28 protein-coding genes are annotated in these 26456 nt (G+C 65.4%); 16 read left to right on the top strand and 12 right to left on the bottom strand.

Translation table 11 applies throughout. From position 1 onward, the window contains the following. The first annotated feature begins 55 nt into the window (after positions 1-55). Together ACTU6V_RS00835 and ACTU6V_RS00830 are read left to right on the top strand one after the other, a co-directional pair. Positions 56-997: a helix-turn-helix domain-containing protein gene (locus ACTU6V_RS00835; RefSeq protein WP_443474665.1), complete on the top strand. Its 942-nt coding sequence runs from the start codon at positions 56-58 to the stop codon at positions 995-997. 131 nt (positions 998-1128) lie between these two features. Further along, a complete protein-coding gene (locus ACTU6V_RS00830; RefSeq protein ID WP_443474664.1) occupies positions 1129-2100 on the top strand; it encodes a helix-turn-helix transcriptional regulator in 972 nt (323 codons plus the stop codon). 392 nt (positions 2101-2492) lie between these two features. Here ACTU6V_RS00830 and ACTU6V_RS00825 read toward each other — a convergent pair whose 3' ends face one another. The 3 genes from ACTU6V_RS00825 to ACTU6V_RS00815 are packed head-to-tail and all read right to left on the bottom strand — an operon-like array spanning position 2493 to position 5027. Beyond that, entirely contained in the window at positions 2493-3185 is a 693-nt protein-coding gene (locus ACTU6V_RS00825; protein WP_443474663.1) for an aspartate/glutamate racemase family protein, read from the bottom strand. 16 nt (positions 3186-3201) lie between these two features. Beyond that, entirely contained in the window at positions 3202-3804 is a 603-nt protein-coding gene (locus ACTU6V_RS00820) for a response regulator (protein WP_443469670.1), read from the bottom strand. After that, entirely contained in the window at positions 3801-5027 is a 1227-nt protein-coding gene (locus tag ACTU6V_RS00815) for a sensor histidine kinase (protein ID WP_443474662.1), read from the bottom strand. Before ACTU6V_RS00815 ends, ACTU6V_RS00820 begins: the two co-directional genes overlap by 4 nt. A gap of 112 nt (positions 5028-5139) precedes the next feature. Here ACTU6V_RS00815 and ACTU6V_RS00810 point away from each other — a divergent pair, with 112 nt between their 5' ends. Further along, positions 5140-5700, top strand: a complete 561-nt coding sequence (locus tag ACTU6V_RS00810) for a small multidrug efflux protein (protein ID WP_443469767.1) — start codon at positions 5140-5142, stop codon at positions 5698-5700. 24 nt (positions 5701-5724) lie between these two features. Next, positions 5725-6648, top strand: a complete 924-nt coding sequence (gene rarD / locus ACTU6V_RS00805) for an EamA family transporter RarD (protein ID WP_443469766.1) — start codon at positions 5725-5727, stop codon at positions 6646-6648. A gap of 110 nt (positions 6649-6758) precedes the next feature. On the opposite strand, the gene ACTU6V_RS00800 is transcribed toward rarD, so the two are convergent. Next, entirely contained in the window at positions 6759-6932 is a 174-nt protein-coding gene (locus ACTU6V_RS00800) for a CsbD family protein (RefSeq protein WP_443474661.1), read from the bottom strand. A 203-nt stretch (positions 6933-7135) separates the two neighbouring features. Here ACTU6V_RS00800 and ACTU6V_RS00795 point away from each other — a divergent pair, with 203 nt between their 5' ends. Then, positions 7136-8755 (top strand): MFS transporter, encoded by a 1620-nt coding sequence (locus tag ACTU6V_RS00795; protein ID WP_443474660.1) that lies wholly within the window; start codon positions 7136-7138, stop codon positions 8753-8755. A 294-nt stretch (positions 8756-9049) separates the two neighbouring features. Continuing rightward, positions 9050-9256 carry a cold-shock protein gene (locus tag ACTU6V_RS00790; RefSeq protein ID WP_417512196.1) on the top strand — a complete coding sequence of 69 codons (207 nt, stop codon included), beginning with the start codon at positions 9050-9052 and terminating at the stop codon, positions 9254-9256. 70 nt (positions 9257-9326) lie between these two features. On the opposite strand, the gene ACTU6V_RS00785 is transcribed toward ACTU6V_RS00790, so the two are convergent. Genes ACTU6V_RS00785 through ACTU6V_RS00775 form a run of 3 tightly spaced genes read right to left on the bottom strand, consistent with a single transcriptional unit; the run spans position 9327 to position 11983 of the window. Beyond that, positions 9327-10007, bottom strand: a complete 681-nt coding sequence (locus tag ACTU6V_RS00785) for an HAD hydrolase-like protein (protein ID WP_443474659.1) — start codon at positions 10005-10007, stop codon at positions 9327-9329. 41 nt (positions 10008-10048) lie between these two features. Further along, positions 10049-10744, bottom strand: coding sequence for an endonuclease NucS (gene nucS / locus ACTU6V_RS00780; protein ID WP_443469665.1), 696 nt, complete (start codon positions 10742-10744; stop codon positions 10049-10051). Between the two features lie 9 nt (positions 10745-10753). After that, positions 10754-11983 (bottom strand): MFS transporter, encoded by a 1230-nt coding sequence (locus ACTU6V_RS00775; protein WP_443469664.1) that lies wholly within the window; start codon positions 11981-11983, stop codon positions 10754-10756. A gap of 58 nt (positions 11984-12041) precedes the next feature. Here ACTU6V_RS00775 and ACTU6V_RS00770 point away from each other — a divergent pair, with 58 nt between their 5' ends. From ACTU6V_RS00770 to ACTU6V_RS00730, 9 genes are all read left to right on the top strand, one after another. Then, entirely contained in the window at positions 12042-13106 is a 1065-nt protein-coding gene (locus ACTU6V_RS00770) for a LacI family DNA-binding transcriptional regulator (RefSeq protein ID WP_443469663.1), read from the top strand. 94 nt (positions 13107-13200) lie between these two features. After that, positions 13201-16146 (top strand): Na+/H+ antiporter subunit A, encoded by a 2946-nt coding sequence (locus ACTU6V_RS00765; RefSeq protein ID WP_443469662.1) that lies wholly within the window; start codon positions 13201-13203, stop codon positions 16144-16146. Then, complete coding sequence (locus tag ACTU6V_RS00760; protein WP_443474658.1) at positions 16146-16709, top strand: Na(+)/H(+) antiporter subunit C; 564 nt, start codon at positions 16146-16148, stop codon at positions 16707-16709. Before ACTU6V_RS00765 ends, ACTU6V_RS00760 begins: the two co-directional genes overlap by 1 nt. Then, positions 16706-18259 carry a Na+/H+ antiporter subunit D gene (locus ACTU6V_RS00755; protein WP_443469660.1) on the top strand — a complete coding sequence of 518 codons (1554 nt, stop codon included), beginning with the start codon at positions 16706-16708 and terminating at the stop codon, positions 18257-18259. Before ACTU6V_RS00760 ends, ACTU6V_RS00755 begins: the two co-directional genes overlap by 4 nt. Continuing rightward, positions 18256-18831: a Na+/H+ antiporter subunit E gene (locus ACTU6V_RS00750; protein ID WP_443469659.1), complete on the top strand. Its 576-nt coding sequence runs from the start codon at positions 18256-18258 to the stop codon at positions 18829-18831. Before ACTU6V_RS00755 ends, ACTU6V_RS00750 begins: the two co-directional genes overlap by 4 nt. Next, a complete protein-coding gene (locus tag ACTU6V_RS00745) occupies positions 18828-19097 on the top strand; it encodes an MrpF/PhaF family protein (protein ID WP_443469658.1) in 270 nt (89 codons plus the stop codon). The genes ACTU6V_RS00750 and ACTU6V_RS00745 overlap by 4 nt, the downstream gene beginning before the upstream one ends. Next, positions 19094-19483, top strand: a complete 390-nt coding sequence (mnhG, locus tag ACTU6V_RS00740; protein WP_443474657.1) for a monovalent cation/H(+) antiporter subunit G — start codon at positions 19094-19096, stop codon at positions 19481-19483. Before ACTU6V_RS00745 ends, mnhG begins: the two co-directional genes overlap by 4 nt. Positions 19484-19500: 17 nt before the next feature. Next, the gene (locus ACTU6V_RS00735; RefSeq protein ID WP_443474656.1) at positions 19501-20325 is read left to right on the top strand and encodes a DUF2510 domain-containing protein; all 825 of its coding nucleotides are present in this window, start codon (positions 19501-19503) and stop codon (positions 20323-20325) included. A gap of 264 nt (positions 20326-20589) precedes the next feature. Further along, positions 20590-21465 (top strand): endonuclease domain-containing protein, encoded by an 876-nt coding sequence (locus ACTU6V_RS00730; RefSeq protein ID WP_443474655.1) that lies wholly within the window; start codon positions 20590-20592, stop codon positions 21463-21465. Positions 21466-21587: 122 nt separating this feature from the next. On the opposite strand, the gene ACTU6V_RS00725 is transcribed toward ACTU6V_RS00730, so the two are convergent. Genes ACTU6V_RS00725 through ACTU6V_RS00705 form a run of 5 tightly spaced genes read right to left on the bottom strand, consistent with a single transcriptional unit; the run spans position 21588 to position 25504 of the window. Beyond that, positions 21588-22355: an alpha/beta fold hydrolase gene (locus ACTU6V_RS00725; protein ID WP_443469654.1), complete on the bottom strand. Its 768-nt coding sequence runs from the start codon at positions 22353-22355 to the stop codon at positions 21588-21590. A 33-nt stretch (positions 22356-22388) separates the two neighbouring features. Further along, entirely contained in the window at positions 22389-23204 is an 816-nt protein-coding gene (gene ehuA / locus ACTU6V_RS00720) for an ectoine/hydroxyectoine ABC transporter ATP-binding protein EhuA (RefSeq protein WP_443469653.1), read from the bottom strand. Then, complete coding sequence (ehuD, locus tag ACTU6V_RS00715) at positions 23188-23862, bottom strand: ectoine/hydroxyectoine ABC transporter permease subunit EhuD (protein WP_443469652.1); 675 nt, start codon at positions 23860-23862, stop codon at positions 23188-23190. Before ehuD ends, ehuA begins: the two co-directional genes overlap by 17 nt. Next, complete coding sequence (ehuC, locus tag ACTU6V_RS00710; protein WP_443469651.1) at positions 23862-24608, bottom strand: ectoine/hydroxyectoine ABC transporter permease subunit EhuC; 747 nt, start codon at positions 24606-24608, stop codon at positions 23862-23864. Before ehuC ends, ehuD begins: the two co-directional genes overlap by 1 nt. 14 nt (positions 24609-24622) lie before the next feature. Further along, on the bottom strand, positions 24623-25504 hold the full coding sequence (locus ACTU6V_RS00705) for a transporter substrate-binding domain-containing protein (RefSeq protein ID WP_443469650.1): 882 nt from the start codon (positions 25502-25504) through the stop codon (positions 24623-24625). A 190-nt stretch (positions 25505-25694) separates the two neighbouring features. Here ACTU6V_RS00705 and ACTU6V_RS00700 point away from each other — a divergent pair, with 190 nt between their 5' ends. After that, positions 25695-26456, top strand: coding sequence for a GntR family transcriptional regulator (locus ACTU6V_RS00700; RefSeq protein ID WP_443469649.1), 762 nt, complete (start codon positions 25695-25697; stop codon positions 26454-26456).

The following is a 26456-nucleotide window of genomic DNA, read 5'->3' as shown; positions in this document are numbered from 1 at the left end:
ATGGGGAAGAAAAGGGACGTGTGCGATGAGTGTTCGGCGGCTGTGGCGTCAGAGAATGTTGAACGCCAAGAATTTCTACCGCGGTGACTATGTTATTGATGGCGCTGAGCGGTGGCGCACTAACGCCGAGCTGCTCATGTACCTTGCCTCGGCCAACTTGCGCATTTCAGATGTCGCAGCATCTCGGCCGTTGGTAGCGCAAGCGGCCCTGTTCCCGCACCTTGGAGTGGTGCGGGTTTCTGGACCGCGCACCACGGTGACCTGGGCCCGCGATGCCGGCTCGCTGGACCGGGTGATCATCTTGGTCGTCCGATCCGGAGAGGTGCAGGTGCGCACCGAAGGGCCAGTGCTGCGCCGGGATCCGGGAGTCATTGTTCTGCTGCCGAGTGAGTCGTCAGCAGAAATATCGTTGATGGCTGCGGAAAACGAGCTCTTCTACATCAGTGCTCCCGCATCCCTCCTGGATGAGATGAACGCCAGCGCGTGGGCGATGTCACCTTCACGGTTGCTGCCTCCGGTCGATGAAGGTGTTCTGGTGCCTCCGATGATGTACCTCATCGCGCTCTCTCGCGCCAGTGTCAAACCGGGCGCGGAAGTGACGCCGCTGCAGCACTCGGCCACCGAGGTGGTCAAATCGATCCTGCGCGTCGTACTCGATGACGTCGCCGCGCCGAGGAGCCTATTCGATCGGGCGATAGAGATCATCCTCGCGGAGTACTCGAACCCGCAGTTGTCGGTGGCGCGGACCGCGCATCGACTGGGAGCATCAGTGCGTACGCTTCAGATGGCCTTCAGTGAAGAAGCGGCGACTTGTCAGAGTGTGCTTCGTGATGTGCGAGTGCGGGCGGCGCGACGGCTGCGACAGTGCAATTCAGGTATGTCCAACGTCGCTATTGCGCGCGCCGTAGGGTTCGGATCTGAGTCAGCGCTGTATCGCGCTCTGCGCGTAGTGACAGAGGACCATGCGGATCCGGGGTTCATGCAGCGCGCGGCCTGAGCCGGCCGCAACGGACGGCGCCCGGCGCGCCAGAGAGCCAGTGCTACAGTTCGGGAACCTGCACCCAGTCGTCCATATGTGATGCCTATGTCGTCTCCATGATCGGGTGCACAGCGTGAAAGGAAGATGCCGTGCGAACACTGCGCGCTCGTTATCGCACACCTCTCATGAAGGAGGAGTTCCGCATTACCAATCCGTCTGACGGAGCGAGCAATGCGGGCCTCGGGGACTATCTGCGCAGCGCGAACTTCGAAATCACGGAGCTGGGGCGGGAAGTGCCCCTCGACGCGCGCCTCGCTCACTATGCGCAGACCACGTTGGCAATGGTCACGGCGCCACGCGTGACGGTTCGCTGGAAACGCGACGAGGCGTCGAGAGCCCGAACCCTCCTCCTGTTCGCGCGCAAGGGCAAGCTGTCGGTGTCGACGCAGGGACCCGTTGTGCGACGAGGGGGTAACGCCATCATGCTCTTGCCGAGCGACCGTCCGGCGGAGGTTTCGGTCATGGAACCGCGTAGCGAACTCATCTACATCAGCGCCGGGGCTGGAATCGTGCCGCCACTCGCTCTCGATCTGTCGAACGATGTGCAGGGATCGCCGCTCCCCTGGCACCGGATTGCGCCGCTTTATGCCTTCGTGCACGCCGTGTGCACCTCACCGCCGACCACGGGGGATGAACCAGATGTGCTCGCGGCCTGTTCGGAGGCAATCGTCGAATCATGCGCACGAACGATTGTCGGGGATATCTCTGCGCAGGGAGGTGTCGTTCTTCGGGTCCGAGCCTTCATCGCGGAGTACCACAACAATCCAAACTTGACGCTGGCTTCGATCAGCGACCGCTTCGGCATCGCAACCCGGACGCTGCAGGCAGCTTTCTCGACACACGGCTCTACTGTGCGCCGGGAACTGCGAGAGGCGCGCACGCGCACGGCACAAGGATTGCGTCGAACCCACCCTCAGCTTTCCCAGTCGCAGGTTGCACGGCTGTCTGGTTTCGCATCGCTTTCCGCCATGTACCGTTCACTTCACTCAGAATCCGATGATGCGGTGACCGCCACGGACAATCTCGTAACGACACCGCCAGGCGTCAGCTCAACCCGATGAGCATCTTCCCTCCCCAGGGCAAGGGGCGGGTGCCGAAGTTCGTACTCGCCCCGTTCGGATCCTGAGCTTCGTGCCCGTTGATCAACGGAACGCCCGGCTGATGGCGCCCCCGGTCTGAAACACCTGCAGCCAAACGAAGAAGCGCTGCAGCGGGCTCAGCAGGAATCCGACGATGCGGCGCCAGCTGCCGCGGCGCTGGGGCGCGCGGCGTCGGGAAACACGAACGACCAGGCCACTGAGGTCGGGGCCAGCGCCTCGACCTCGACGGTTCCGGCCTGCGGTTCCTACTTCGGCATCCGCTCAGCATCCGACACGAGTTCCCAGACATCCGCGATAGCGGCAGGGATGAAAACCTCGAATCCTCGAGCCGGTGCCGGTGCCGGTGCCGGTGCTCAACCTGCCAGCGCGGCGGTGAGCGCGGCGTCTACGTGTAGCGAGGTCGTGGGATACACCGGCACTGCCGCATCATCGGAGCCGATGAGCAGCTCGATCTCTGTACAGCCCAAAATGATCCCTTCGGCACCGCGGTCGACGAGATCTTCCATGACGCACTGGTAGCGCTGCCGGGATTCTTCCCGAACGACGCCGTGCACGAGTTCGTCGTAGATCACGTCGTGCACTACCCGTCGCCCTGCTGCGTCCGGGACGATCGTGCGGATGCCGTGAGCACCGAGTCGATCCGCGTAGAACGGCCGCTCCATGGTGAAAGCCGTGCCCAGCAACCCGACGGTTCGCACGCCGGTGGGGCGGATCGCCTCGGCCGTGACGTCGACGATGTGCAGGAACGGGATGCTGACGGCATCCTGTATCTGTTCTGCCACGAGATGCATCGTGTTGGTGCACAGCACCAGCAACTCGGCTCCCGCGTCTTCGAGGGCCCGGGCGCGCCCGGTGAGCAGCTGTGCGGCGGCATCCCAGTCGCCTCGCACCTGCATCGCCTCGATCTCCGCGAAGTCCAGCGAATCCAGCAGAATTCGGGCGGAATGGTGCCCGCCCAGACGATCCCTGACGCGCTCGTTCGCGAGGCGATACCACTCCAGCGACGATTCCCAGCTCATCCCGCCGAGCACCCCGATCATCTTCATGGCATTACCTTTCGAGTCAGATCCAGCCGCGCTCTTCGGCCATGAGTACGGCCTGCTGTCGGGTGGCGACGTGCAGCTTCGCGAGCACGGCCGAGATGTGGTTGCGCACGGTTCCGGGTGCGAGTGACAGGGCCCTGGCGATCTGACCGGTCGTCTCGCCGCGGCGGCCAGCGCGCAGGACGTCGAGCTCACGTTCGGTGAGCGGGCTGCGCTCGTCGCTCAGCGCGTCGGCAGCGACCTCCGGGTCGACATAGCGCGTGCCGGCCGCGACGCGGCGGATGACCTCCGCCACTTCGTCGGCACCTCGAGACTTCGGCAGGAACCCCGCCACACCGGATGCCAGCGCTCGCCGCAGCACGCCAGGGCGAGCATGCCGGGTGACGACGACGCAGCGCGCAGCGCTCGTGCGCCTCAGCCGCTCGGCCACCTCGACGCCGTCGAGTCCAGGCATCTCGAGATCGAGAAGGCAGATATCGGGCTGAAGCTTCTCGGCGAGGGCCACCGCCTGCAGCCCGTCGGCGCACTCTGCGACCACATCGATGTCGTCTTCGAGGCGCAGCAGCGCCGCCAGAGCCGACCGGATCATCGCCTCATCATCGGCGAGCAGCACGCGGATCATCGGCCGACCTCCGCACCGATCGCAGAATCGGGCACCGTCACGATCACGTGGAACTCTCCCTTGCCGCGGTCCATGTGCACGTCACCGCCTGCTTCGGTCACACGCCGCGTGATTCCCTCGAGCCCCGAACCGTCGCCTGCATCCGCGGACTCATGCGGCGCATCATTGCTGATCTCGTATCGCCATGCGGCGCCCTGTCGCGACAGCGACAATCGCGCCCACTTGCCGCCGCCGTGCCGCAGCACGTTGGTGGTCGTCTCGCGGATGACCGGACCCAGAACGGATGCCGGCGCCGCGGCCGCATCAGCAGACACCGCGGCATCCGCCGTCGTTCCTGCCGCACGCAGGAGATCCACGGCGTTGGCGATCTCGTCGGGCAACGGCACCCCGCGAAAACGCATCGCGAGGTCGCGCGTGCCCTGGCGGGCGTCAGCCACGCTGGCGCGAGCGAGTCTCAGCTGTTCAAGCGCAGCATCCGGATCATCTTTTCCGAGCAGACGCTCGGCGAGTTCGAGCTGCAGGGCGATCACTTGCAGATGATGCCCCTGCAGATCGTGAACGTCCGTCGCGACCCGCAGTCGTTCCTGCGTCGCGCCCAGACGAGCCTCGGCGGCGCGCGCACGGTCAAGGGTGACAAGCACATCCCACCACCACAGCGACATCACGGTCATCGCCGGGAGCATCACGGCGAAGAACGCGAACAGCCACCAGCCGCTGCTCTCGCGCACATCCACGTCTGTGAACGACGTACGCAGATCGATGAACGACAGTGTGCCCAGCACCACCATCACAGCGATCAGCAGTCGCACGCGGATGCCGCGCGGCCAGTTCAGCAGCATCAGCGATTGTGCAATCGGAAGTGCGCCGAACACCCAGATTCCGGTGAGGACGCCGGCCAGCACTCCGAAGACGACAGCGACTGCCAGCGGAACGATGACGCCGCGCCAGTTCGCGAACGGCCCGGCGGAGTCATCGCGGTGGCGATACTGCAGCAGCAGGGGCACGCTGGCTGCACACCACAGGAGGCTGGTGACTCCGACGACCGTGACGACCAGCGGATCGGTGTCCCTGCCGACGAGCACCGTCAGCCAGATCAGCGCCATCATCACCTGGAAGACCATGACGCCGCTGACCGTGTACCACCAGGTCGCCGTGATGCCCTGACTCAACCGGCGCGCACCGATCGCATCGGGCAGGGCGGAGTCGGGCAGAAGAGCACTCATGCCTTCCAGCCTATGGGCGTGACAGATGTCACCCATCGGCCATGCGAACTGCCCGCACAGAGGTGACAGCATGACACTTCTGGGATCCCGGCCGCTCGGCTGGACTGTAGTCATGAACCTCATCGAGACCTTCCAGAACCTTGTCGCCCAGGTGCCAGAGCTGGTACAGCCGCTCATCATCGCCCTCGCCGGGGCCGTTCCCTTCATTGAGGGGGAGGGGGCTGCGACCATCGGCATCCTCGGCGGAATCCCTCCGGTCATCGCCGCCATCGCCGCGATCGCCGGTAACTTCGCCTGCGTCGCGATCCTCGTGCTGCTCAGCGCACGAGCGCGTGCCGCGGTAGTGAACCGGCACCGTGCGAAGGCGTTGGTCGGCGCCGATGGCGCGGCCATCGAGAAAACGGATGCTGCCGCTGACAGCATCCACGTCGAAGACGAGAGCGCACGCAAGACCGCTCGCAAGCAGAAGTTCCAGCGCGCGCTGGAACGCTACGGCGTCCCCGGTGTGAGCCTGCTCGGACCTCTCCTGCTGCCCACGCAGTTCACCGCCACGATGCTCGCAGCGATCGGTGTCGGCACCGTGCGCGTGCTCATCTGGCAGGCCGTCGCGATCATCGGCTGGACGACGGGCCTTTCGATCCTGGTCAGCAGCATCGTGCACTTCGCGGTCTGAGGCCCACGGGCCTCGCGCCGCTAGATTGAGATCATCTCTCGCACTGCACCCTTCTCATCCGCCGGCCGAGGCGTCGCGGCATCCGTCCTCGCGTCGGTCCTGTTCGGCGTCATCAGCCTGCTGGGCGGGCACCTGGACGGGTTCTCGTCCGAGGAGACGACGGCCTGGCGGGTGCTGTTCATCCTCGCGGCCCTCGGCGTGGTGCACGCCTCTTCTCATGCCCGCAGACAGCTCAAGACCGTGGTGTCACGGATTGCGCGCAGCCCGAAGCTGATCGTGATCGTGCTCGTGAACACGGCGATCATGTGGGTGCAGCTGTGGGTGTTCATGTGGGGGCCCGCCAACGGGCATGCACAGGACATCGCGTTCGGCTACTTCCTGCTGCCGCTGGTGATGGTCGTCGTCGGGCGCGCGTTCTTCCGCGACCGTCTGCACGCTCTGCAGTGGGCGGCGGTGATCGCAGCCGCCGTCGGCGTCCTCGCACAGGCGGTGATCGCCGGGGGAGTGAACTGGCCCGTGCTGATCATCGCCGGTCTGTATCCGCTCTACTTCGCCCTGCGACGGTGGGCGAGCATCGACTCGATGCAGGTGTTCCTCATCGAGATCGCTCTGCTCGCCGTGCCGGCCATCATCGTGATCGTCACCTCCTACACGGCTCACCCCGGTCGCGGAATACCGACAGCATGGCCGACGGTGCTGATCATGGCGACGCTGAGCGCGGTGGCGATGATCTGCTACATCCTCGCCTCTCGTCTGCTGCCGCTGTCACTGTTCGGTCTGCTCTCCTACCTCGAGCCGCTGCTGGTGCTCGGAGCTTCACTGCTTCTCGGCGAGATCCTGACGACCGCCGACACGTTCGTCTACGCCCCGATCGTGATCGCCCTGGTGCTGCTCGGGCTCGGCGGCGGACGCCGACGGCGCGCGCACCTCGAAGAGCCGCCGCTGTAGTCATCGGCCTCGCGAGCCGTCAGCCCCGCGGCGACACAGGATGAACGACGAGACGGGGCTTGCCGCGCACCAGCAGGTGGCGGCAAGCCCCGTCTCATCCGACGCTCAGATCACTTGTCGAAGGCGTCCTTGACGTCGTCGCCGGCCTTCTTCATGTCGGCCTTGGCCTGATCCATCTTGCCCTCGGCCTCGAGCTTCTCGTTGTCGGTCATCTTGCCGGCGGCTTCCTTCATGTGACCGGCCATGTCCTCAGCGGTGTGCTTCGCCTTGTCTCCGATGCCCATTGATCCATTCCTTTCGTCGGCGGGATCCGTGTTCCTCACCCTCACACCGCTTGTTCGATACGACGAAGGGGTTGACGTCTCGCAGACGAAAAGGTAGTAATCCGCAGAACGCACCGCCACATCATCCTTTCGATCGATCAGAAACGACTCGCGTCACGCTACGGTCAAGGTGTCGTCTGACCGATCGAGAGAAAGGTGGCCCCATGAGCGTCGAAGACACCGCGGTATCCGCTCCCACCCGCAAGGAATGGATCGGGCTCGCCGTTCTGGCGTTCGGACTCGGACTCATCGTGCTCGATGGAACGATCGTCGGTGTCGCGCTGCCGGTCATCATCAGCGATATCCATCTCGATCTCACCGACGCGCAGTGGGTGAACAGTCTGTATGCCGTGCTGCTGGCGGCACTGCTACTTTCGACCGGGCGGCTTGCAGACCGGTGGGGGCGCCGGCGGATGTTCCAGATCGGACTGGTGATCTTCGTCGGCGGCAGCATCCTTGCGGCCATGTCGGATGCCGCGGGAACACTGATCGGGGCACGCGCTGTGCAGGCGGTGGGCGCCGCGCTGATCATGCCTTCGACTCTCTCCACCGTCAACGCGGTCTTCCGCGGCAAGTACCGCGCGGCTGCCTTCGGGGTGTGGGGAGCGGTCATCTCTGGTGCTGCCGCCATCGGACCGCTCGCAGGCGGTGCGCTCACGCAGTGGGCATCATGGCACTGGATCTTCCTCGTGAACATTCCCCTCGGCATCCTCGTGTTCATCGCGGCGATGCTGTTCGTCCCCGAGACGAAGGGCGGCAAGGTGCGCCCCGGCGCGGATGTCGACGGCGCGCTGCTGAGCGCGATCGGCTTCGGCGCGCTCGTCTTCGCCGTCATCGAAGGCCCGGATATCGGGTGGTGGAAACCCACCGCGAAGTTCGAGCTCTTCGGCTGGCCATGGCCGATGGATGCTCCGATCTCGGTCGTTCCGATCGCTTTCGCCATTGCGGTTGTCGCGCTGACGCTCTTCGTGGTGTGGGAGCGCCACCGCGAGAAGGTGCGACGCTCGGCCATCCTCGACCTCTCGCTCTTCGGGTTCCCCACCTTCTCGTGGGGCAACGTGACCGCGGCGATGGTTGCCGTCGGCGAGTTCGCGATCATCTTCGTGCTTCCCCTCTACCTCATCAATGCGCTCGGTCTCGACGTCATGGGCGCAGGGCTCGTTCTCGCCGCGATGGCTGTGGGGGCGTTCCTCTCGGGCGCATCCGCGCGTCATCTCGCTGCTCGATTCGGGTCTCCGGGCACGGTGCTGATCGGCCTCGGATTGGAAGTCACCGGCATCGGCGCCCTTGCCCTGCTCATCACGAGCACGAGCCCGGGGTGGATGGTCGCGCTGCCGCTCATCGTCTACGGCCTGGGTCTGGGGCTGGCATCCGCTCAGCTGACCGGAACAGTACTACGCGACGTGCCGGTCGAAGTGTCGGGCCAGGGCTCGGCGACCCAGAGCACAGTCAGGCAGATCGGTTCTGCGTTCGGTACGGCGTTCGCGGGTGCGACGCTGTCGGTCGCGCTCGCGCTGACGCTTCCCGCGTCGCTCGAGGCGGCAGGGGTGACCGGGAAGGCCGCCGATCAGCTCGCAGAGACCGCGCGCCAGTCCGCCGGAACGGTGATCGGTCAACTGCGAGGGGAAGGCACAGCGAGCCCGCTCGGAGACCAGACGGCGGCGGCAGTGGATGCACTCTCGGCAGGCTTCACGGACGCCACGCGCTGGTCGCTGCTGATCGCCATGGTGTTCCTGCTGCTGGGCTTCATCGGCGCACTGCGCCTTCGCCGCGCTTCGCGCTAGCCACTTCGGCGCATCGTCGCCGGGCGGCGAAGCTGTGAAACGGGACAAGATTCGGGAATTGTCCCCCAAATGGGGGACAAAACAGCCGATCCTGGGTTAGTGTATTTTCGACGCACCCTCCGGTCGTCTTTGGCCCTCACCGCTCCCCCCGCGGTGAGGGCCGTCTTCGTTCCATGGCCGTTGCAACATTTGGATTAACATCCGAGCGAAGCTATTCCACTCAGACACTGCGCAGATAATGTGGGCATCGTCGGGGCATCCAGCGTCGACGACATTCCAGCAGAACGGCAGTACATGAGCACCCAAGGCACGGTCAAGTGGTTCAACTCGGAGAAGGGCTTCGGCTTCATCTCCCCCGACGACGGCGGCGCTGACGTCTTCGCGCACTACTCCGCCATTGATTCAAGCGGCTACCGCTCACTCGACGAGAACCAGCGCGTCGAGTTCGATGTGGCGCAGGGCCCCAAGGGCCTGCAAGCCGAGAACATCCGCCCCCTCTGAGGGGCGATTTCCATAGGACTCCCCGTCGGAGAGCACGCTACCCGCGTGGCTCGGCGGGGAGTTCTGTGTCTTAAGCGGCCTCTGCCTGCAGAAGCAGCGCGTGCAGAGCTTCGGCATCGGACACTCGGTAGGCGGCGGATTCTGCTTCGGAAGCATCCCCGAAGCCCCACTCCGAGAAGATGACCGGGATGCCGAAGTGAGCTGCCCCGTCGACGTCATGGTGCCGGTCGCCGATGAGTACCGGCCTGGACACGTCTGCCCCAGCGGCCTCCAGGCGTTCCAGAGCCCAGCCGATCACATCCGCTTTGCCGTCCGCACGACCGATCGCGCCGCTGCGCGCTCCGGAGATCGCGGTAAACAGGCCGATCAGCTCGTTGTGCTCGAGAATCGCACGCACCTGATTCTCGGGTTTCGTGCTCGCCGTCGCCTGCGGGATCCCTGCCGCCGCAACCGCGCGGATCACATCGGGAACGCCGGGGTAGATGTCGACGGATGCCGCATACCCGTCGCGCGCGGCGAGAGTGCGGTAGCGGGTGAGGGCTTCATCGGCCTGCTCGGAGCTGAGTCCCGCGAGGAGCTGGAAGGACTCGTGCATGGGCGGTCCGACCCAGCGCGGAAGGTCTGCGGCGTCGGGGGCCGGCAGATCGAAGGAGGCGAGCACTTCGAGCAGCCGCGGGAAGATGCCGGGAGTCGCGTCGGCGATCGTGCCATCGACGTCCCAGAGCACGCAGGTGTAGGGAGAGAGAAGCATGCATCCAGCCTATGGTCAGGCGCAGCCTCGCCAGGCCAGGGTCAGAACAGCCGTGGGATTCCGGACTCGATGCCCTTCATGTCGTCATAGTCGAGCACGAGGCAGCGGATGCCACGGTCCTCGGCCAGCACGCGCGCCTGAGGTTTGATCTCCTGAGCGGCGAAAACGCCCTGCACCGGTGCGAGATGCGGATCGCGTCCGAGCAGTTCGAGGTATCGGGTGAGCTGCTCGACCCCGTCGATGTCGCCGCGGCGCTTGATCTCGACCGCGATGGCGGCGCCCGAAGCATCCCGCACCATCAGATCGACCGGCCCGATCGCCGTCGGGTACTCGCGACGCACCAGGGTCGCGCCTTCGCTGATGCGATCGACCTGCTCCGCGAGAAGTCGCTGCAGGTCGGCCTCGACGCCGTCCTTCTGCAGGCCGGGGTCGATGCCGAGCTCGTGGGCGGAGTCGTGGAGCACCTCGTAGATCTGCACGCGCAGTGCGTCGCCGGTCTTCTTGTGCGTGACGCGCCAGACGTCGATCACGCCTGCATCCGCCTCATCTTCGCCCGGCACCTCTGTGACGAGCGTGCAGGGCGGGCTCATCCAGTTCAGCGGCTTGTAGCTGCCGCCGTCGGAGTGCACGAGCAGACTGCCGTCGCCCTTGTGTACGAGCAGGCGTGTGGCGAGGGGGAGGTGAGCGTTGAGGCGACCGGTGTAGTTCACGGAGCAACGGGCAATGACGAGGCGCACGCGAAGAGCCTACTTCGTCTCGGCGGGGACGCTCTCTTTCACCAGTGGTTTCGCCGCTCCCGAAAACAGTCCGGATGCCACGACCAGCGCGACCAGGATGAACAGGGTGTTCAGCAGGCCGATGTGCTCGCTGATGAGGCCCAGAACCGGCGGGCCGCCGAGGAAGGCGATGTATCCGATCGTTGCCGCCGCGCTCACGCGTGCTGCCGCCTTCGCCGGGTCATCCGCCGCCGCCGACATGCCCAGCGGGAAGCCGAGCGATGCACCGAGGCCCCACAGTGCGGCGCCGAGGAAGGCGAGCGGAAGCGAGGGGGCGAGGATGAACAGCAGGATGCCGCCGGCTGCTGTCACTGCGAGCACTCGAAGCACGAGCACCCGGCCGAAGCGGTCGACGAGCGGTCCGCCGAAAACCCGCACTGTGGTCATGCACACCGAGAACACGGTCAGGGCGGCAGCGCCCATCGCGGTTCCACCGCCGTGGTCCTCAGCCGTGCCGAGTGCGAGCCAGTCGTTCGCTCCGCCTTCGGCGAACGACATCCCGAGCATCACGACGCCGAGGGCGTAGGTGCGCGGTTCGCGCCAGGCAGCCAGCGCGTCGTGCATCCGCTCGCGCCAGTGCGGCTTCTCCCCTGACTCTTCCGGGTCGAGCGTGGCTTCGCGGTCCGGGACATTGGCGAAGCACACGAACGCCAGGACCAGGATGACCGCGGTGATCACGGAGGTGTGCACGACGACAGAGAGCTGGGCGTCAGCCGCCACCCAGCCGAGTCCCGCTCCGATCACCGTGCCGAAGCTGAAGAAGGCGTGGAACAGCGGGAGGATCGTCTTCCCCGCCGCCTGCTCGATCGCGGTCGCCTCGACGTTCATCATGACGTCGAGGGCTCCGTTGCCGAAGCCGAACAGTGCGAGACCGACGATCACGATCGGGAACGACATGAGCACGGTCGTGCCGATTCCGACGAGCGCCAGGCCGATGGACAGCATGATCATCATCGCCAGCATCCCGCGGCGCGCACCCGTGCGCGCCATCACCGCGGGTCCGGTCGAGATGCCGAGGATCGACGCGATGCCCATGCCGAGCAGCAGCAGACCGATCTGCGCATTATCGATCTCGAGCATTCGCTTGATGTCAGGGACCCGCGAGGCCCACGTCGCGAACGACATGCCGCTGGCCAGGAAGATCGCGAAGACCGCGTTCCGCCAGCGCGAGTACTGCGCGCGAGTGAGCGTGGATTCCATCCCCACAGCGTATCGAATCGATTCGATAGGTGAAACCCGGAGCGGCTATCCTCGAGATATGACCGCAGCATCCGCACCGCGTCGGGCGACTCTGTCCGATGTCGCCCATGAGGCCGGAGTGTCCACATCGACAGCATCCGTCGTCTTCAGCGGCAAGACGAAGGTGTCAGACGCCACCCGCACGCGCGTGCTCGCGGCGGCGGATGCCCTCGGATACACCGGCCCCGACCCGATGGCTGCTTCCCTCCGCCGTGGCCGGAGCGGAATCGTCGCCGTCGTCCTCGAAGGGCACCTGCGCACCGCGTTCCTCGATCCGGTCACGATTCCGATGATGGACGGTCTCACCGACGGGCTCGCCGATCTCGGTGCCGGCGTGCTGCTGCTGCGCGATGAGCCCGGTGACGACGGGGTGTCTTCCCTCAACACTGCGCCGGTCGATGCGGCAGTGCTGATCGGATGCTCCGCTCGGTTCCGAGCATCGCTGGACATCGTGCGCGGCAGAGGGCTGCCCGTTGTCGTGATCGAAGGCGACGCCGGCGAAGGCATCCCACGCATCACGCTGGACAATCACGATGCGGCGGCAGACATCGCCGGCCACATCAGGGACCTCGGTCACACGCGCGTCGCAATCGTCACGCTGCCACCGGGAGGCGACCGTCAGCGCGGACCGATCACACCCGAGCGGCTTGTCCTGGCCACGGTGGAGATCACCGTCGAGCGGCTCGATGGCGTGCGCGAGGTTTATCCCGACGCGATGGCGCTCGCGACGAAGGCGAGCTCGATCGATGAGGGTGTGATCGCCGGGCGCACGCTGCTCGCGGACCCCGCGAACCGCCCCACCGCCGTCCTCGCGCAGAGCGATCTGCTCGCGGTGGGCGTGATCCGCGCGGCAGAAGAGCTCGGGCTGCGCGTTCCTGAAGACCTCAGCGTCGCGGGCTTCGATGGCGTCCGCGTCGATGGCATCGGCGACCACGTGCTCACCACGATGGTCCAGCCCGCGGTCGAGAAGGGGCGTGCGGCCGGCGAGCAGATCGCACGGATGCTGCGTGGAGAGCCGGCCGAGTCGGTGCACCTCACGTGCCGATTTCGTCAAGGAACCACCACCGGCGCTCCCGCACGCTGACGGTTTCGCATCGGGGAGAGTCAGCTCCGGGTAAACTGGGAGAAACCCGCCCGCCTGTGCCTTTTCCGGCCGACGAGCCCTTGAGGAGCCGCCGATGATCGTGCTCCTTGCGGTGTTCCTCCTCGGGGCTCTCGTTCTCCCGGTTCTGGTGCGCTGGCTCGGAGCACAGGCTTTCGCGGTCGCGGCTCTCGTTCCTGCTGCGGCGTTCGTGCACGCGCTCACTCTGACCCCGCAGGTGCTCGCGGCGGATCCCTCGCCGTTCGAGTCCGTGGCGTGGATCCCGCAGCTCGGCCTGAATCTGTCGATGCACATGGACGTGCTCGGCTGGGTGCTCACTCTGATCGTCACCGGCGTCGGCGCACTGGTGCTGTTGTACTGCCGCTGGTACTTCTACGACGACACCACTGATGTCGGACAGTTCGCCGGCGTGCTGCTCGGCTTCGCGGGAGCGATGTACGGGCTCGTCCTCACTGACGACATCATCATGCTCGTGATGTTCTGGGAGATCACCAGCATCCTCTCCTACCTGCTCATCGGCCACTATCGCCGGCGTGCAGCCAGCCGTCGTGCCGCACTCCAGGCCCTGCTGGTGACGACTCTCGGCGGTCTGGTCATGTTCGTGGGGGTCGTGCTGCTCGCGGTCGACACCGGAACGACGAGTATCTCCAGGATCCTGGAGATCGCGCCGTCCGGGCCGCTCGTCAACGCCGCGATCGTGATGCTGCTGATCGGTGCGCTCAGCAAGTCGGCGATCTTCCCGTTCCACTTCTGGCTTCCTGGCGCCATGGCTGCTCCGACCCCGGTGAGTGCGTATCTGCACGCGGCGGCGATGGTGAAGGCTGGCATCTACCTGATCGCGCGGTTCGCTCCAGTCTTCGCGCTGTCGGCGCCGTGGCGGCCGATCGTCATCTCGCTCGGTGTGTTCACCATGCTGCTCGGCGGTTTCCAGGCGCTGCGTGAGACCGACCTCAAGCGCGTGCTCGCATTCGGCACGGTGAGTCAGCTCGGCTTCTTCACTGTCATGGTCGGCTACGGCACGCAGGCCACAGCGCTCGCAGGACTCGCACTGGTCATCGGGCACGCGCTGTTCAAATCGGCGCTCTTCCTCATCGTCGGCGTCATCGACCGTCAGCTCTCCACGCGAGATATCGGCGAACTGTCCGGCGTCGGCAGACAGGCGCCGGTCATGGCGACCGCGGCATTCATCTCGGTGGCATCCATGGCAGGGATCGCCCCGACGATCGGATTCGTCGCGAAGGAGTCCGCACTCACCAGCCTGCTGGACGACGCGATGGGCGGATCGGTCTGGGGCCTCGTCGCCTTGATCGGCATCATTCTCGGTTCCATGCTGACTGCGGCATATGGCGTGCGGTTCCTCTGGGGAGCGTTCTGGCGCAAGCGCGATAAGCAGGGGGCACCGATGCCCGACACGGTCTGGCCGGACCCGCCCGTCGGATTCCTCTCGGCGCCGATCATCCTCGCCGGGCTCACTCTTGCTGCCGGCCTCGGCGCCCCGGCGCTCGACGTAGCGCTGCACGGTTATGCGGTCACCGCCATTCCCGGCCTGGACCCCGAGGGCATGCCCACCGAGGGCACCGGTCACCTCGCGCTGTGGCACGGGTTCGAGCCGGCGCTGGGCATCTCGATCGCATCGATCCTGCTCGGGATCGGGCTGTTCCTGCTCACTCGCCGCACTGGCTGGGACGCCAAACCGCGCATGCTGCCGTTCACTGCGGCAGACGCATACGCGTTCGTGATGAGAGGCGTCGACCGGCTCTCGGTCATCACCACGACACTCACCCAGCGTGGTTCTCTGCCGGTCTACGTGGGCACGATCTTCGTGGTCGTCGTCGCCGCCGAGGTCACCGCCCTTCTCGCGAGTGATGTCGACCAGCTCAATCTGTCGGCGTGGCACACCCCGACGCAGATCGCCGTCGCACCGATCATGGCGATCGCCGCGGTCTTCGCCGTGCAGGCACGCAAGCGCTACACGGGCGTCGTACTCGTCTCGGTCACCGGCCTCGGCATGGTCGCGCTCTTCGCGACGAGCGGCGCTCCTGACCTCGCCCTCACGCAGATCCTCGTCGAGACCGTCACCATGGTCACCTTCGCGCTCGTACTTCGCCGCCTGCCATCGCGCTTGGGTGAACACAACGAGTCAGTGTCGCGCATCCCGAGGGCGCTTCTGGCCATCGGCACGGGCCTCACGATGGCGTTCGTCGTCATCATCGCGACGCAGTCGCGCGTCGCCGAGCCGATTTCGATCGATTTTCCCGAACTCGCTTACAAGCTCGGGCACGGACAGAACGTCGTCAACGTCGCGCTGGTGGACCTCCGCGGCTGGGACACGATGGGCGAACTGTCTGTTCTGGTGCTCGCGGCGACGGGTGTGGCGTCCCTCGTGTTCGTCACCCATCGCGCCGACATGCTCTCGGCCCGCCCCGCCCTTCCCAAGCAGGTTCGGCGTCGAGCGCGGATCATGCCGCTCGTCGAGACGACAGAGGGTGTGCGCTTCCAGACCGCGGAGAACCGCAGCAGCCCTCGTGCGTGGCTCGTCGGCGGCCAGCAGATGAAGCCTGAGAACCGCTCGATTCTGCTCGAGGTCATCGTGCGCATCCTCTTCCACACGATCATCGTGGTGTCGATCTATCTGCTCTTCGCCGGCCACAATCAGCCCGGTGGCGGTTTCGCCGGCGGCCTGGTCGCCGGAATGGCGCTGGTAATGCGGTACATCGCCGGCGGCCGCTGGGAGCTCGGGTCCGCGGCGCCCACCGATGCCGGTCGCCTGCTGGGCGCGGGGCTGCTGCTCTCGGTCGGAACCGCCGTTATCCCGCTGTTCTTCGGTCTTGCACCGCTGACCAGCACGTTCTGGGAATGGGAGATACCCGGTATCGGTCACATGGAGTTCGTCACTTCGACGGTGTTCGACATCGGCGTGTATCTGGTTGTGATCGGTCTCGTGCTCGATGTGCTGCGCAGCCTCGGTGCCGAGGTCGACCGTCAGGCGCAGGAGCTGCGCAGCCGGGCGGTGAGCGCCTGATGGATGTCTCGCTCACCCTCATCATCGTCATGGCGATTCTCTTCGCCGCCGGCGTCTACGCGATGCTCGAGCGCAGCCTGACTCGCGTGCTCATCGGATTCATGCTGCTCGGCAATGCGACGAACCTGCTGCTGCTGATCGTCATGGGCGTGCCGGGCAACGCCCCCTTCTTCGGGTACAGCGACCTCAGCGACCCCCTTCCCCAGGCGCTCACGCTCACAGCCATCGTCATCACGTTCGCGGTCACCGCATTCCTGCTCGCGCTGATCTATCGCTCGTGGCAGCTCGGCCAGGCCGACACCGTCGAGGACGACGAGGCAGACATCGCGCTTCGCGCACGTACGGATGCTGACGAAGACGTGCTCGACGACGATGAGGACATCGACGACGAAGAGGCCACCACCGACTTCGTCGACGTGCGCACCTCGCCCATCACCGTGCTGCACATGCGGGATCACCCGTCGATTCACGATGACGCGCCCGTCGACCGGTCATGGGATGCCGCGGCATCCGCCCCTTCGGCTGACAACGTGACCGACGACGACGAGGGGGACCGCAGGTGAGCGCGCTCGTCCCGCTGCTCGTCGCGCTTCCGCTGCTCGGCGCTGCCATCACCCTTGTCTTCGGGCGGAGCCCCCGACTGCAGGTGCTTGTCACCGTGGCGAGCCTCACGGCCGTCGCCGTCATCGCGGCCGTGCTGCTGTTCGTCGTCGATCAGGGCGCACCTCTCGCGGTCTCGGTGGGCGGGTGGCCGGTGCCGTTCGGCATCGTGCTCTACGTCGACCGGCTCGCAGCGCTCCTCGTGCTGATCTCCAGCATCGTGCTGGTCGCGGTTCTGCTCTTCTCGATCGGTCAGGGTGCCGCCGATGGCGCGGATGAGACCCCGATCTCGATCTTCAACCCGTCGTATCTGATCCTCGCCGCCGGGATCTTCAACGCCTTCATCGCCGGCGACCTGTTCAACCTCTACGTCGGCTTCGAGATCCTGCTGGTCGCGTCGTACGTGCTCATCACCCTCGGCAGCACCGAGTCGCGCATCCGAACCGGCGCCGTGTATATCGTCGTCTCCTTGGTCTCGTCGATCATCTTCCTCGCGGCGATCGCGATGATCTACGGTGCGCTCGGCACGGTGAACATGGCGCAGATCGCCGAGCGGATGAGCGAACTGCCGCAGGACACGCAGCTCGTGCTGCACCTCATGCTCGTCGTGGCATTCGGGATCAAGGCCGCGATCTTCCCCGTCTCGTTCTGGCTGCCCGACTCCTATCCGACGGCACCCGCGCCGGTCACCGCGGTGTTCGCCGGATTACTGACGAAGGTGGGCGTCTATGCCCTGATCCGCACCGAGACGCAGCTCTTCGCCAGCAATGACATCAACACTCTGCTGCTGATCATCGCGCTGGCCACCATGATCGTGGGAGTACTCGGCGCTGTCGCGCAGGCCGAGCTCAAGAGGATCCTGTCTTTCACACTTGTGAGCCACGTCGGCTACATGATCTTCGGCTTGGCGATCGCGACGCCTGCGGCGATCGGCGCGACGGTGTATTACATCGTGCACCACATCATCGTGCAGACGACTCTGTTCCTGGCCGTCGGACTCATCGAGCGCCGTGCCGGCAGCACCTCGATCCTGAGAGTGAAGGGACTGCTGAAAGCCGCACCGCTGATCGCCGTGCTCTATTTCGTCCCCGCGATCAACCTCGGCGGTCTTCCTCCGTTCTCGGGATTCATCGGAAAGTTCGCGCTGTTCGATGCTGCGGCCGAGGTCGGCACCCCGATCATGATCGTGCTCATCTTCGCCGGCATCCTGACCTCGCTCCTGACTCTCTACGCGCTCATGCGCGCGTGGAACCTCGCGTTCTGGCGCGAGGAGGAGGACTCCACCGAGACCGACGGTCGCGTCTCGTACCTCGGCAACGCCCCGGCCGCCGACGAGCAGCAGGAACGCCGCCGCATTCCGAAGATCATGACGGTCGCGACCGGCGGGATGGTCGGTGTCACACTGATGCTCACCATCTTCGCCGGCCCGCTCTACGAACTCTGCGCGAGCATCGGCGAATCGCTGCTGCAGCCGGTGAACCTCATTCAGCTCGAAGAGGAGGCGAGCCCGTGAGCCCGGAGAGCAACCCCCGCGCCATCGTGCGCGACATCCTTATGCAGCTGCCGTTCCTCGCCTGGCTGATCGTGCTGTGGATGCTGGTGTGGAACCAGTTCACGGTGCTCTCTTTCGTCACAGGCCTTCTGGTCGCGATCTTCGTCACGCGCGTCTTCCGGCTGCCGACGATCGAACTGTCCGGACGCATCAACCTCTGGTACGTGGTGCTGTTCGCCGTGCAGTTCGTCTGGGCGATCGTGCGCGGTGCCGTTGCGGTGACCATCCAGGTGTTCGACTTCCGGCGCCAGCCTGGGGCTGCCATCATCGGCGTCGACCTTCGCTACGCGGATGACCTGATCATGACGCACGTCTCTATCACGGCGTCGCTGATCCCAGGCTCGCTCGTCGTCGAGACCGACCGAGACCGCGGCATCCTGTATCTGCACGTGATCGGCGTGCGCAATCTCGACGACGTCGAGGAGCAGCGCGCGGGCGTGCTGAGGTGGGAGCGCCGGATCGTTCGGGCGCTCGGAAGCCCCGCGCAGTATCGTGCACTGAAAGCCGACGAGCGGGCGGAGGGCAAGGCATGAACTGGCTCATGTTCGTGATCTTCGTCGTCTTCAGCGTCGCGGCGCTGCTGACGGTGATCCGCATCATCCGGGGTCCGTCGATTCTCGACCGTGCCGTGGCATCCGATGTTCTCCTCACCGAAGTGATGTGTGTGATCGGGGCCGAGATGGCCATCAACGGGCACACCCGCAGCATTCCGGTGCTGCTGATCATCGCCGCCGTGGGCGTGTTCGGGTCGATCGCTGTCGCACGATACGTCGCGCGAAGGGACAACACGACCTCATGAATGTCCTCGGCTTTGAAGTTCCGGATGCTGTCATCGACATCACCGTGCTCGTCTTGATCCTGCTTGGTGCACTGCTGTGCCTCTCGGCCGCGGTCGGACTGCTGCACTTCCGTGCCGTGCCTTCGCGACTGCACGCGGCCACGAAGCCGCAGGTGCTCGGCCTCATGCTGATCTGCCTGGCCATCGCGCTGTCGCAGCGGTCGGTTGGCGGAATTCTGCTCGGGGTCGCACTCGTCGCCCCGATCGTGCTGATGCAGTTCGCAACCGCACCGCTGTCGGCCCATATCGTCGGGCGTCAGGCCTATCGCAACGGAACGTCCGAGGAGCGCACGCTCGTCGTGGACGAGCTCGCCGAATCGAAGCAGACCCCGCCCGCCGCGGGGTGAGGGCACAGAGGTAACAGATGAGTGCACAGCCAGGGTGGTACGACGCCGGGGTCCCGGGGCAGCAGCGCTGGTGGGACGGCGTGCAGTGGACCGCCCATGAGCGTGCGGCCGCAGTGGCGCTGCAGCCGGCACCTGTGGTGCAGACTGCACCGATGGGCTGGTATCCCGTGGTGGGGACGGCGGATGTTCGGTGGTGGGACGGCGCAGGGTGGACACCGTACCGTCTTCGTGCGGGCTCGCCGCGACCGGACGCGATTGCCATCGAACCCGGTTCCACTGGCGTCGCGCTCGGCATCATGTTCATCGTGCTCAGCGTCTCGCAGTTCGGTATCTATCAGCTCCTTGATGAGCCCTTGTTCACCCTCGCTCCCTTCCTGTTTCTCATCGCGGGGATTCTCTGGTTGATCGGCGGCATCCACGCCAGCCGGGTGCGGAAGCTCGCTGCACCCACGACGGCGCCGGTGTTCGATCCGCTGACGCGGCCGCTGCCGGGTGAGATCGAAGGCGCGGGCGCCGGCTGGTTCCCCGTGTCAGGGCAGATCGCACGATGGTGGACCGGTGCCCAGTGGAGTCCGTACATCGCGCAGAAGTTCGGGGTGCGGCCGACCCACTACGGGTCGCGCGCCTACCGGAACTCGATGATCCTCGGGTGGGTGCTCGTCGGGCTCGGCGTGCTGGCAACACTTCTCGGCGTCGTCTTCGTGGGCGCGGTCGGCTGGGCGGCAGCGGTGATCATCATCCCTGCGGTGGTCTTCGCCTTCGTCGGTGGCGTGGTGCTGCTGATGGTCTACATCCGCCGCTACACGTTGATTCTGCCGACGCAGGCCCCGCCGCTGCGCTGAGTTCCGCCGTTGCGCTCTGTCGCTGCCGGGGCGCTGTCGCCGCTGTCCTGCCGTCGTTGCCCCGCGCGCGCATAACTCCTGAGAAACTGGCCGAGTTGCCCGCAGAGTGACCGGGATTCCGGGGATCCGGCAAAAAGTTCAGGAGTTGTGCAACGGGGCGGCTGGGGCTGATTCCTTCTGCACCGTCGAGCAGGCTCAGGAGTTATCCACGGAACGTGGGTTCGCGGCGGCGGCGTCCGCCGCATTGCGGGCACGATTCGGTGGATGATCAAGAACAAGACAGCTGCACTCCGCTCCGAGCTCTATGCGCAGATGGTGTTCTCGCGTGCTGACCTGCTGCAAGGCGGCGCGAGTGGGCACGAGATCACGCGTGCCGTGAACGCAGGGCTGCTCCTTCGGCTACGGCGAGATCATTATGCGCATCCGGACATTGACCCAGACGTTGCGGAAGCAGTGCGGGTGGGCGGGCGTCTGGCGTGCCTCACGCTTTTGCAGAAGCTCGGCGTCTTCGTCTTGAACGCAGCCTGTCTGCACATCTTTATCGCCCCGGACACGTCGCGTATTCGTGCTCCTCGGTTGAGATCCACGGTGCTGCATTGGTCCCGCCGCTCGCAGCGCGGTAAATCGAGACATGTCGTCTCGCTCAGGGATGCCGTCCTTCAGGCGACCCTCTGCCAGGACCCGCGCGCCGCCATCGCCACTCTCGACAGTCTCCTGCATCTGCGTCTGGCAACCAGGACGCAGCTCATCGGCTTGTTCGAGCTGCTCCCGGTGCGGCTGCAGCCGATCCTGAGTCTGGTCGACGGCACGGCCGAGTCTGGTCCAGAGACGTATATGAGGCTGATTCTTCGCACGCTTGGAGTGCGCTTCGAGACGCAGGTGGTGATCCCAGGCGTTGGGCGGGTGGACTTCGTCATCGAAGGATGGCTGATCATCGAGTGCGACAGCAAAGAATTCCATGAGGGGTGGAACAAGCAGGTCGAGGATCGGCGCCGTGACATCGCCGCCGCGGGACTCGGCTACACGACGATCCGACCCATCGCATCTGACATCTTGTACGACTCACCGAGTGTTCGGCAGAAGATCTCAGACGTCCTGGAGGCTTTCGCGCAGCCAGCGCGTCGCCGCCGCGTTGCATAACTCCTGAGAAGCTGGTTCAAACGGGGAGGGCCCGGCCGGAAACATGCGGAACTGGCAAAAAGTTCAGGAGTTATGCAGCGAGAAGCGGGCAACAAGGGAGAGCCGGGGCAGGGAGAGCCGCGTCAGAGCGAGCCGCGGAACTCCGTGATCAGGTCGGCGGCGAGCTCGGCGTCGCTGATCAGCGTGCCGTGGCCGTGGTCGGGGATCTCCTTCAGATCGGCCGGTCCCGGCACGAGGGAGACGATCTCACGGCACCACGACACCGGCGCCAGGGGATCGCGTTCGCCGCGCAGCACGAGCACGGGGCACTTCACCTGCGCATACGCCTTCTCGGGTTCGTGCACCACGGTCGCACGGATCTTCCTGATCAGGTGCGGGCCGCCGCGCAGATATTCGCGCGCGCCGCGCCACAGCACGATCGGACGCTCGCCGATCAGGTCGCGCAACAGGTAGGTCGCCTGCTCCCGCACGCTGCGTGAAGCGCTGTTCACAGTCGGGCCAGCCAGGACGAGTCCGGCGATGAGGGACGGATGCCGCGCAGCGAGCTCCGCACCGATCTGACTGCCCATGGAGTGGCCGATGATGACGGCATCCGAGACGCTGATGCTGCGCAGGAACGCCGCAATGAGGTCCGCGTGCCGGGCCATCGTCAGCGTTCGATCCGGCTCCGGCGCTTCACCGAAGCCGGGCAGATCGAGCGCGATGATGCGCCCAGGAAGGCGTTCGATGAAGTCGAGGTAGACGCTGCGGCCCATGCCGATGCCGTGCAGCAGTACATACGGGTGCTCGCCGGTTCCGAAGTCCTCTGCGACGAGCGTCGCCCCGCCGTGCTCGAACTCGACGATGGATGCGGGAACACCCTCAGGAGCAAGCAGACGTTCTGGCACCATACGACCCTAACGCGTCACGCCACGACTGAGAGGTCAGAGCACGGCCGAGAGGAAGTCCCTGGTCCGTTGCTCCTGCGGGTTGCTGAACATCTCTTGCGGCGACCCCTCTTCGACGACTCGGCCGCTGTCGAACATCAGCACCCGGTTCGACACGTCACGCGCGAACTGCATCTCGTGGGTCACGATCAGCATCGTCACATCGGTCTCACGGGCGACGTCGCGCAGGATGTTCAGCACTTCGCCGACGACCTCGGGGTCCAGCGCGCTGGTGACCTCGTCGAGCAGGAGGATCTCGGGTTCCATGGCGAGAGCCCGCGCGATCGCCACGCGCTGCTGCTGTCCGCCGGAGAGCTGAGTCGGGTGCGCGTTCTCCTTATCGGGGAGCCCCACCTTCTCGAGCAGCGCACGGCCCCGCGCCAGAGCATCCTGCTTCGACATTCCGAGCACGTGCACCGGGGCCTCGATGATGTTCTCGATCACCGTCATGTTCGGGAAGAGATTGAACTGCTGGAACACCATTCCGATCCGCTTGCGCATCTCGTTCTTGTGCTTCTCCTTCAGCTCGACCCGCTTGCCATCCTTCTCATAGTGAGTCAGCGGCTTGCCGTCGATGTAGACGTACCCGGCGTTGGCCTCTTCCAGCGTCATGACCAGACGCAGGATCGTCGTCTTGCCCGATCCGCTCGGCCCGATCAGGGTCACGCGGTCCCCCTTGCGCACGGTGAAGTCGAGATCGTGCAGCACGACGTGATCGCCGAAGCGCTTCTCGACCTTGTCGAAGCGGATGGCGGGGACGTCGCCGTCGTCCAGTGTGATGGCACCGGTGTGGGTATCAGGATTTGTGGGCAAGGCGCTTCTCCAATCGACCGATCAGCAGGGAGGTGGGGTAACTCGCGGCTAGGAACAAGAGGCCGGCGAGAGTGATCGCTTCGACGTAGCGGAAGTGTTCGCCACCGTAGAGCTGCGCGGTCTTCACCATGTCGGCGACGAAGATGACCGACACGAACGGCGTCTCCTTGAACATGGAGATCACGTAGTTGCCTAGGGATGGGACCGTCGCCCGTACCGCCTGTGGGATGACCACCGCGGTCCACGTGCGACGGCGCGACATCGACAGGGCCGTCGTAGCCTCCCACTGTCCGGGGGCGATCGAGTCGATCCCCGCGCGGTATACCTCGGCCATATACGTGGCGTAATGGATGCCGAAGATCGCAATGCCGATGATGATCGGCGGGATGTCGACGCCGAGCGCGAGCAGTCCGTAGAGGCCGAACAGCAGCTGCACCACGATCGGTGTCATCCGGATGAAGTTCATCACGAAGGTCACGATGGCGGCGACTGGTCGAGGAGCGCTGCGGCGGACCAGAGCGATGAGCAGCCCGAGGACAGCCGCGATCGCGCTGCTGACGACGGTGATCACCAGAGTGACGGTGAGGAAGCTCCAGAGCATGTCGGGCAGCGCGCCCCAGACGTGGTCCCAGTTCCAGGGGAAGGAATCGTCGGACATCACACGCTCCCCTCTGGTTTGGCGATGGCCTCGGGCTCGGCGACGGTCTCAGGGGCGGCGACCGTTTCGCGCCACCGAGTGCTCTGGCCGAGCCGGTGCTTGGCGCGCGCTTCGAGCGCGTTCATGATGAGCGAGAGAAGATAGGCGATGACGAAGTAGATGATGAGCCCGAGCGTGTAGGCGAAGAAGACGTCAGTGTTGATGCGCAGCTTGTTCAGCTCGGCGGTGAGGTCGACGATCGTGATCAGATAGACGACCGCAGTGCCCTTCAGAAGCTGGATGAGCAGGTTGTTCAGCGACGGGATCATCAGTGCCCATGCCTGGGGGAAGATCACTCGCCACATGCGCTGCGTGCGCGACAGGCTCAGCGCCGTCGTCGCCTCCCACTGCCCGGCTGGCACGGAGTTGATCGATCCGCGCACGACTTCGGCGCCGTAGGCGCCGTAGTTTAGACCGAGTGCCAGGATTCCGGTGAACACCGGCGGCAGCTCGAGGTTGAACGGGGGGAGGGGCAGCACGAAGAAGAAGAAAAACAGCTGAACGAGCAGCGACGTGCCGCGGAAGAACTCGATCACCACGCGGGCGAACCCGCGCAGCAGGATGTTGTCGAACCGGGCGAGCAGCCCGAGTCCGATAGCGATGATGAACGCCAGCAGGGCGCCGCCCACGGTCAGCTCGAGGGTTATGAGAAGCCCGTCGAGGATCTGAGGCAGCGCCCGCTGGAGCGCTTCGAGATTGTCAGTCACCGAGAGGGATGGACTCAGCCGAGTTCGCCAGCGCAGAGCTGCTCGGTGGTCAGATCTGCCGGCGGCAGGTTCTCCGCAGTGAATCCGAACGGCTCGACGAGGTCGAGGTACGACTGCTCGTCACCGGTGATCTTGGCGAGTTCCTCGTTGTAGGCCTTCAGAAGCGCGGTGTCGTCCTGACGGAACACCGTGGCACCGGCGCCGATCTGCTCGACACCGTCGATCACCTGCACGAAGGCTTCGGTGGTCTCGAGGTCGTCCATGTCCTCGGTCATCCAGTTCAGCGACACCGCGGTCAGGGCGAAGGCGTCGGCAAGGCCTGCCTGTACGGCCTCAAGGCCCGCGCTGGCGGAATCGACCTGCACCGTGTTCGTGATGCCGAGGTCCTTGGCGTAACCGTCTTCGATGGCTCCGGATTGCACGGCGAGCTTGATGTCGCCCGCTGCTGCGACGGAGTCGAGATCGCTGAGGTCCTTCGGGTTGCCCTTGGGCACGGCGAGCGTCGTGGTGTACATGATCTCGGGGTCGCTGAACGCTGCTTCGGCGCAGCGGTCGGGGAGGATCGACATGCCTGCGCTGATGACGTCCCAACGGCCCGCATTCAGTCCGGGGATCAGGTTGTCCCAGGCGACCTCTTCGACCTCGATGTTGTCGATGCCGAGATTCTTGAAGATCTGCTCGTGCATCGCGATCGTCGCGCCGGTGGGCTCGCCGTCTTCGACCCAGGAGTACGGCTGCTCTGAGGCGACGGCGAGCGTGATCGTGCCCTCCTCCTGTGCCTTCTCGAGCGTGCTCATCCCCTCGGTGTCATCGGAAGCGCAACCGGCGAGCAGGCCGAGAGCGAGGGTTCCGATCGCCGCTGCGGCGATGTTGGTTCGTAGCGTTCTCTTCGTCATGGTGCCCCAGACTAAAGAACCTGTCGGCATATGTACAGTCAGACGCGCAGATTGTCGACACGTATACAAAAATGTGATCTTCGGGCAGACTGAGTTGCCGAGTCGGCTTCGCTTCTGACCGCGGAGGATCGACAATGAGATGTTCGCTGTTTCACGCACGGCAAGACGGCAACGGTCGAAAGGGATATCCATGGCCTCACACACACCTCGCGCGGTGACGCCGATCTCGATGGTGCGCGTCGCGCGCCCCTCAACGGTCGATCTGATCACCGCGGAGCTGCGCAAGGCGATCTTCACCGGCGCGCTCCCGGTAGGAAGCCCCATCGGCGAGGTCGAGATGTCCTCCCAGCTCGGCGTCAGCCGCAGCCCGCTTCGGGAGTCGACACAGCGGCTGGTGCAGGAAGGCCTGCTGACAGCATCCCCGGGGCGAGGTATGCGCGTCAGCGTGATCCGTCCCGACGATGTCGCCGACGTCTACGACGCCAGGCTCGCGATCGAAGCACAAGCCGCACGGCTCATCATCAAGGCGGGTGCGGCTTCGGTGCTCGACGCACTCGAGGCCGCGTATGCGCACCTCGTCGAGCTCAGCGACGGCGACGACGCCATCGCCATCGGTGACGCCGACCTCGAATTCCACCGCCTGCTCGTCGACTCCGCTGGAAGCCGTCGCCTCTCGCACTACATGGCGACCCTCGTCATCGAGATGCGCATCGCCAGCTTCAGCGACCCGAACGGCTACGCCGTGCGGCGCTCGATCTCCGAAACATACCGCAGGCTTCTCGACGCGCTCGCCGCAAGTGACGCGGCTGCCGCTTTCGCAGCGCTTGAGCAGCAGTTCGCCGAGGCGGTCGCGCGACTCACCGGCAAGGACGAGAGCGTCGAGACGGTCGAGCGCGTGGTGACCGATGTGATCCCGACCATCACGCCGATCGAGATCACCGAAGAAGTCTGA

This window comes from Microbacterium zouquanmingi (assembly GCF_052266675.1).
In the GTDB taxonomy this organism is placed as follows: Bacteria; Actinomycetota; Actinomycetes; order Actinomycetales; family Microbacteriaceae; genus Microbacterium.
The sequence above is the reverse complement of the archived record's forward strand: the minus strand, read 5'-3'. Positions and strand labels throughout refer to the sequence as shown.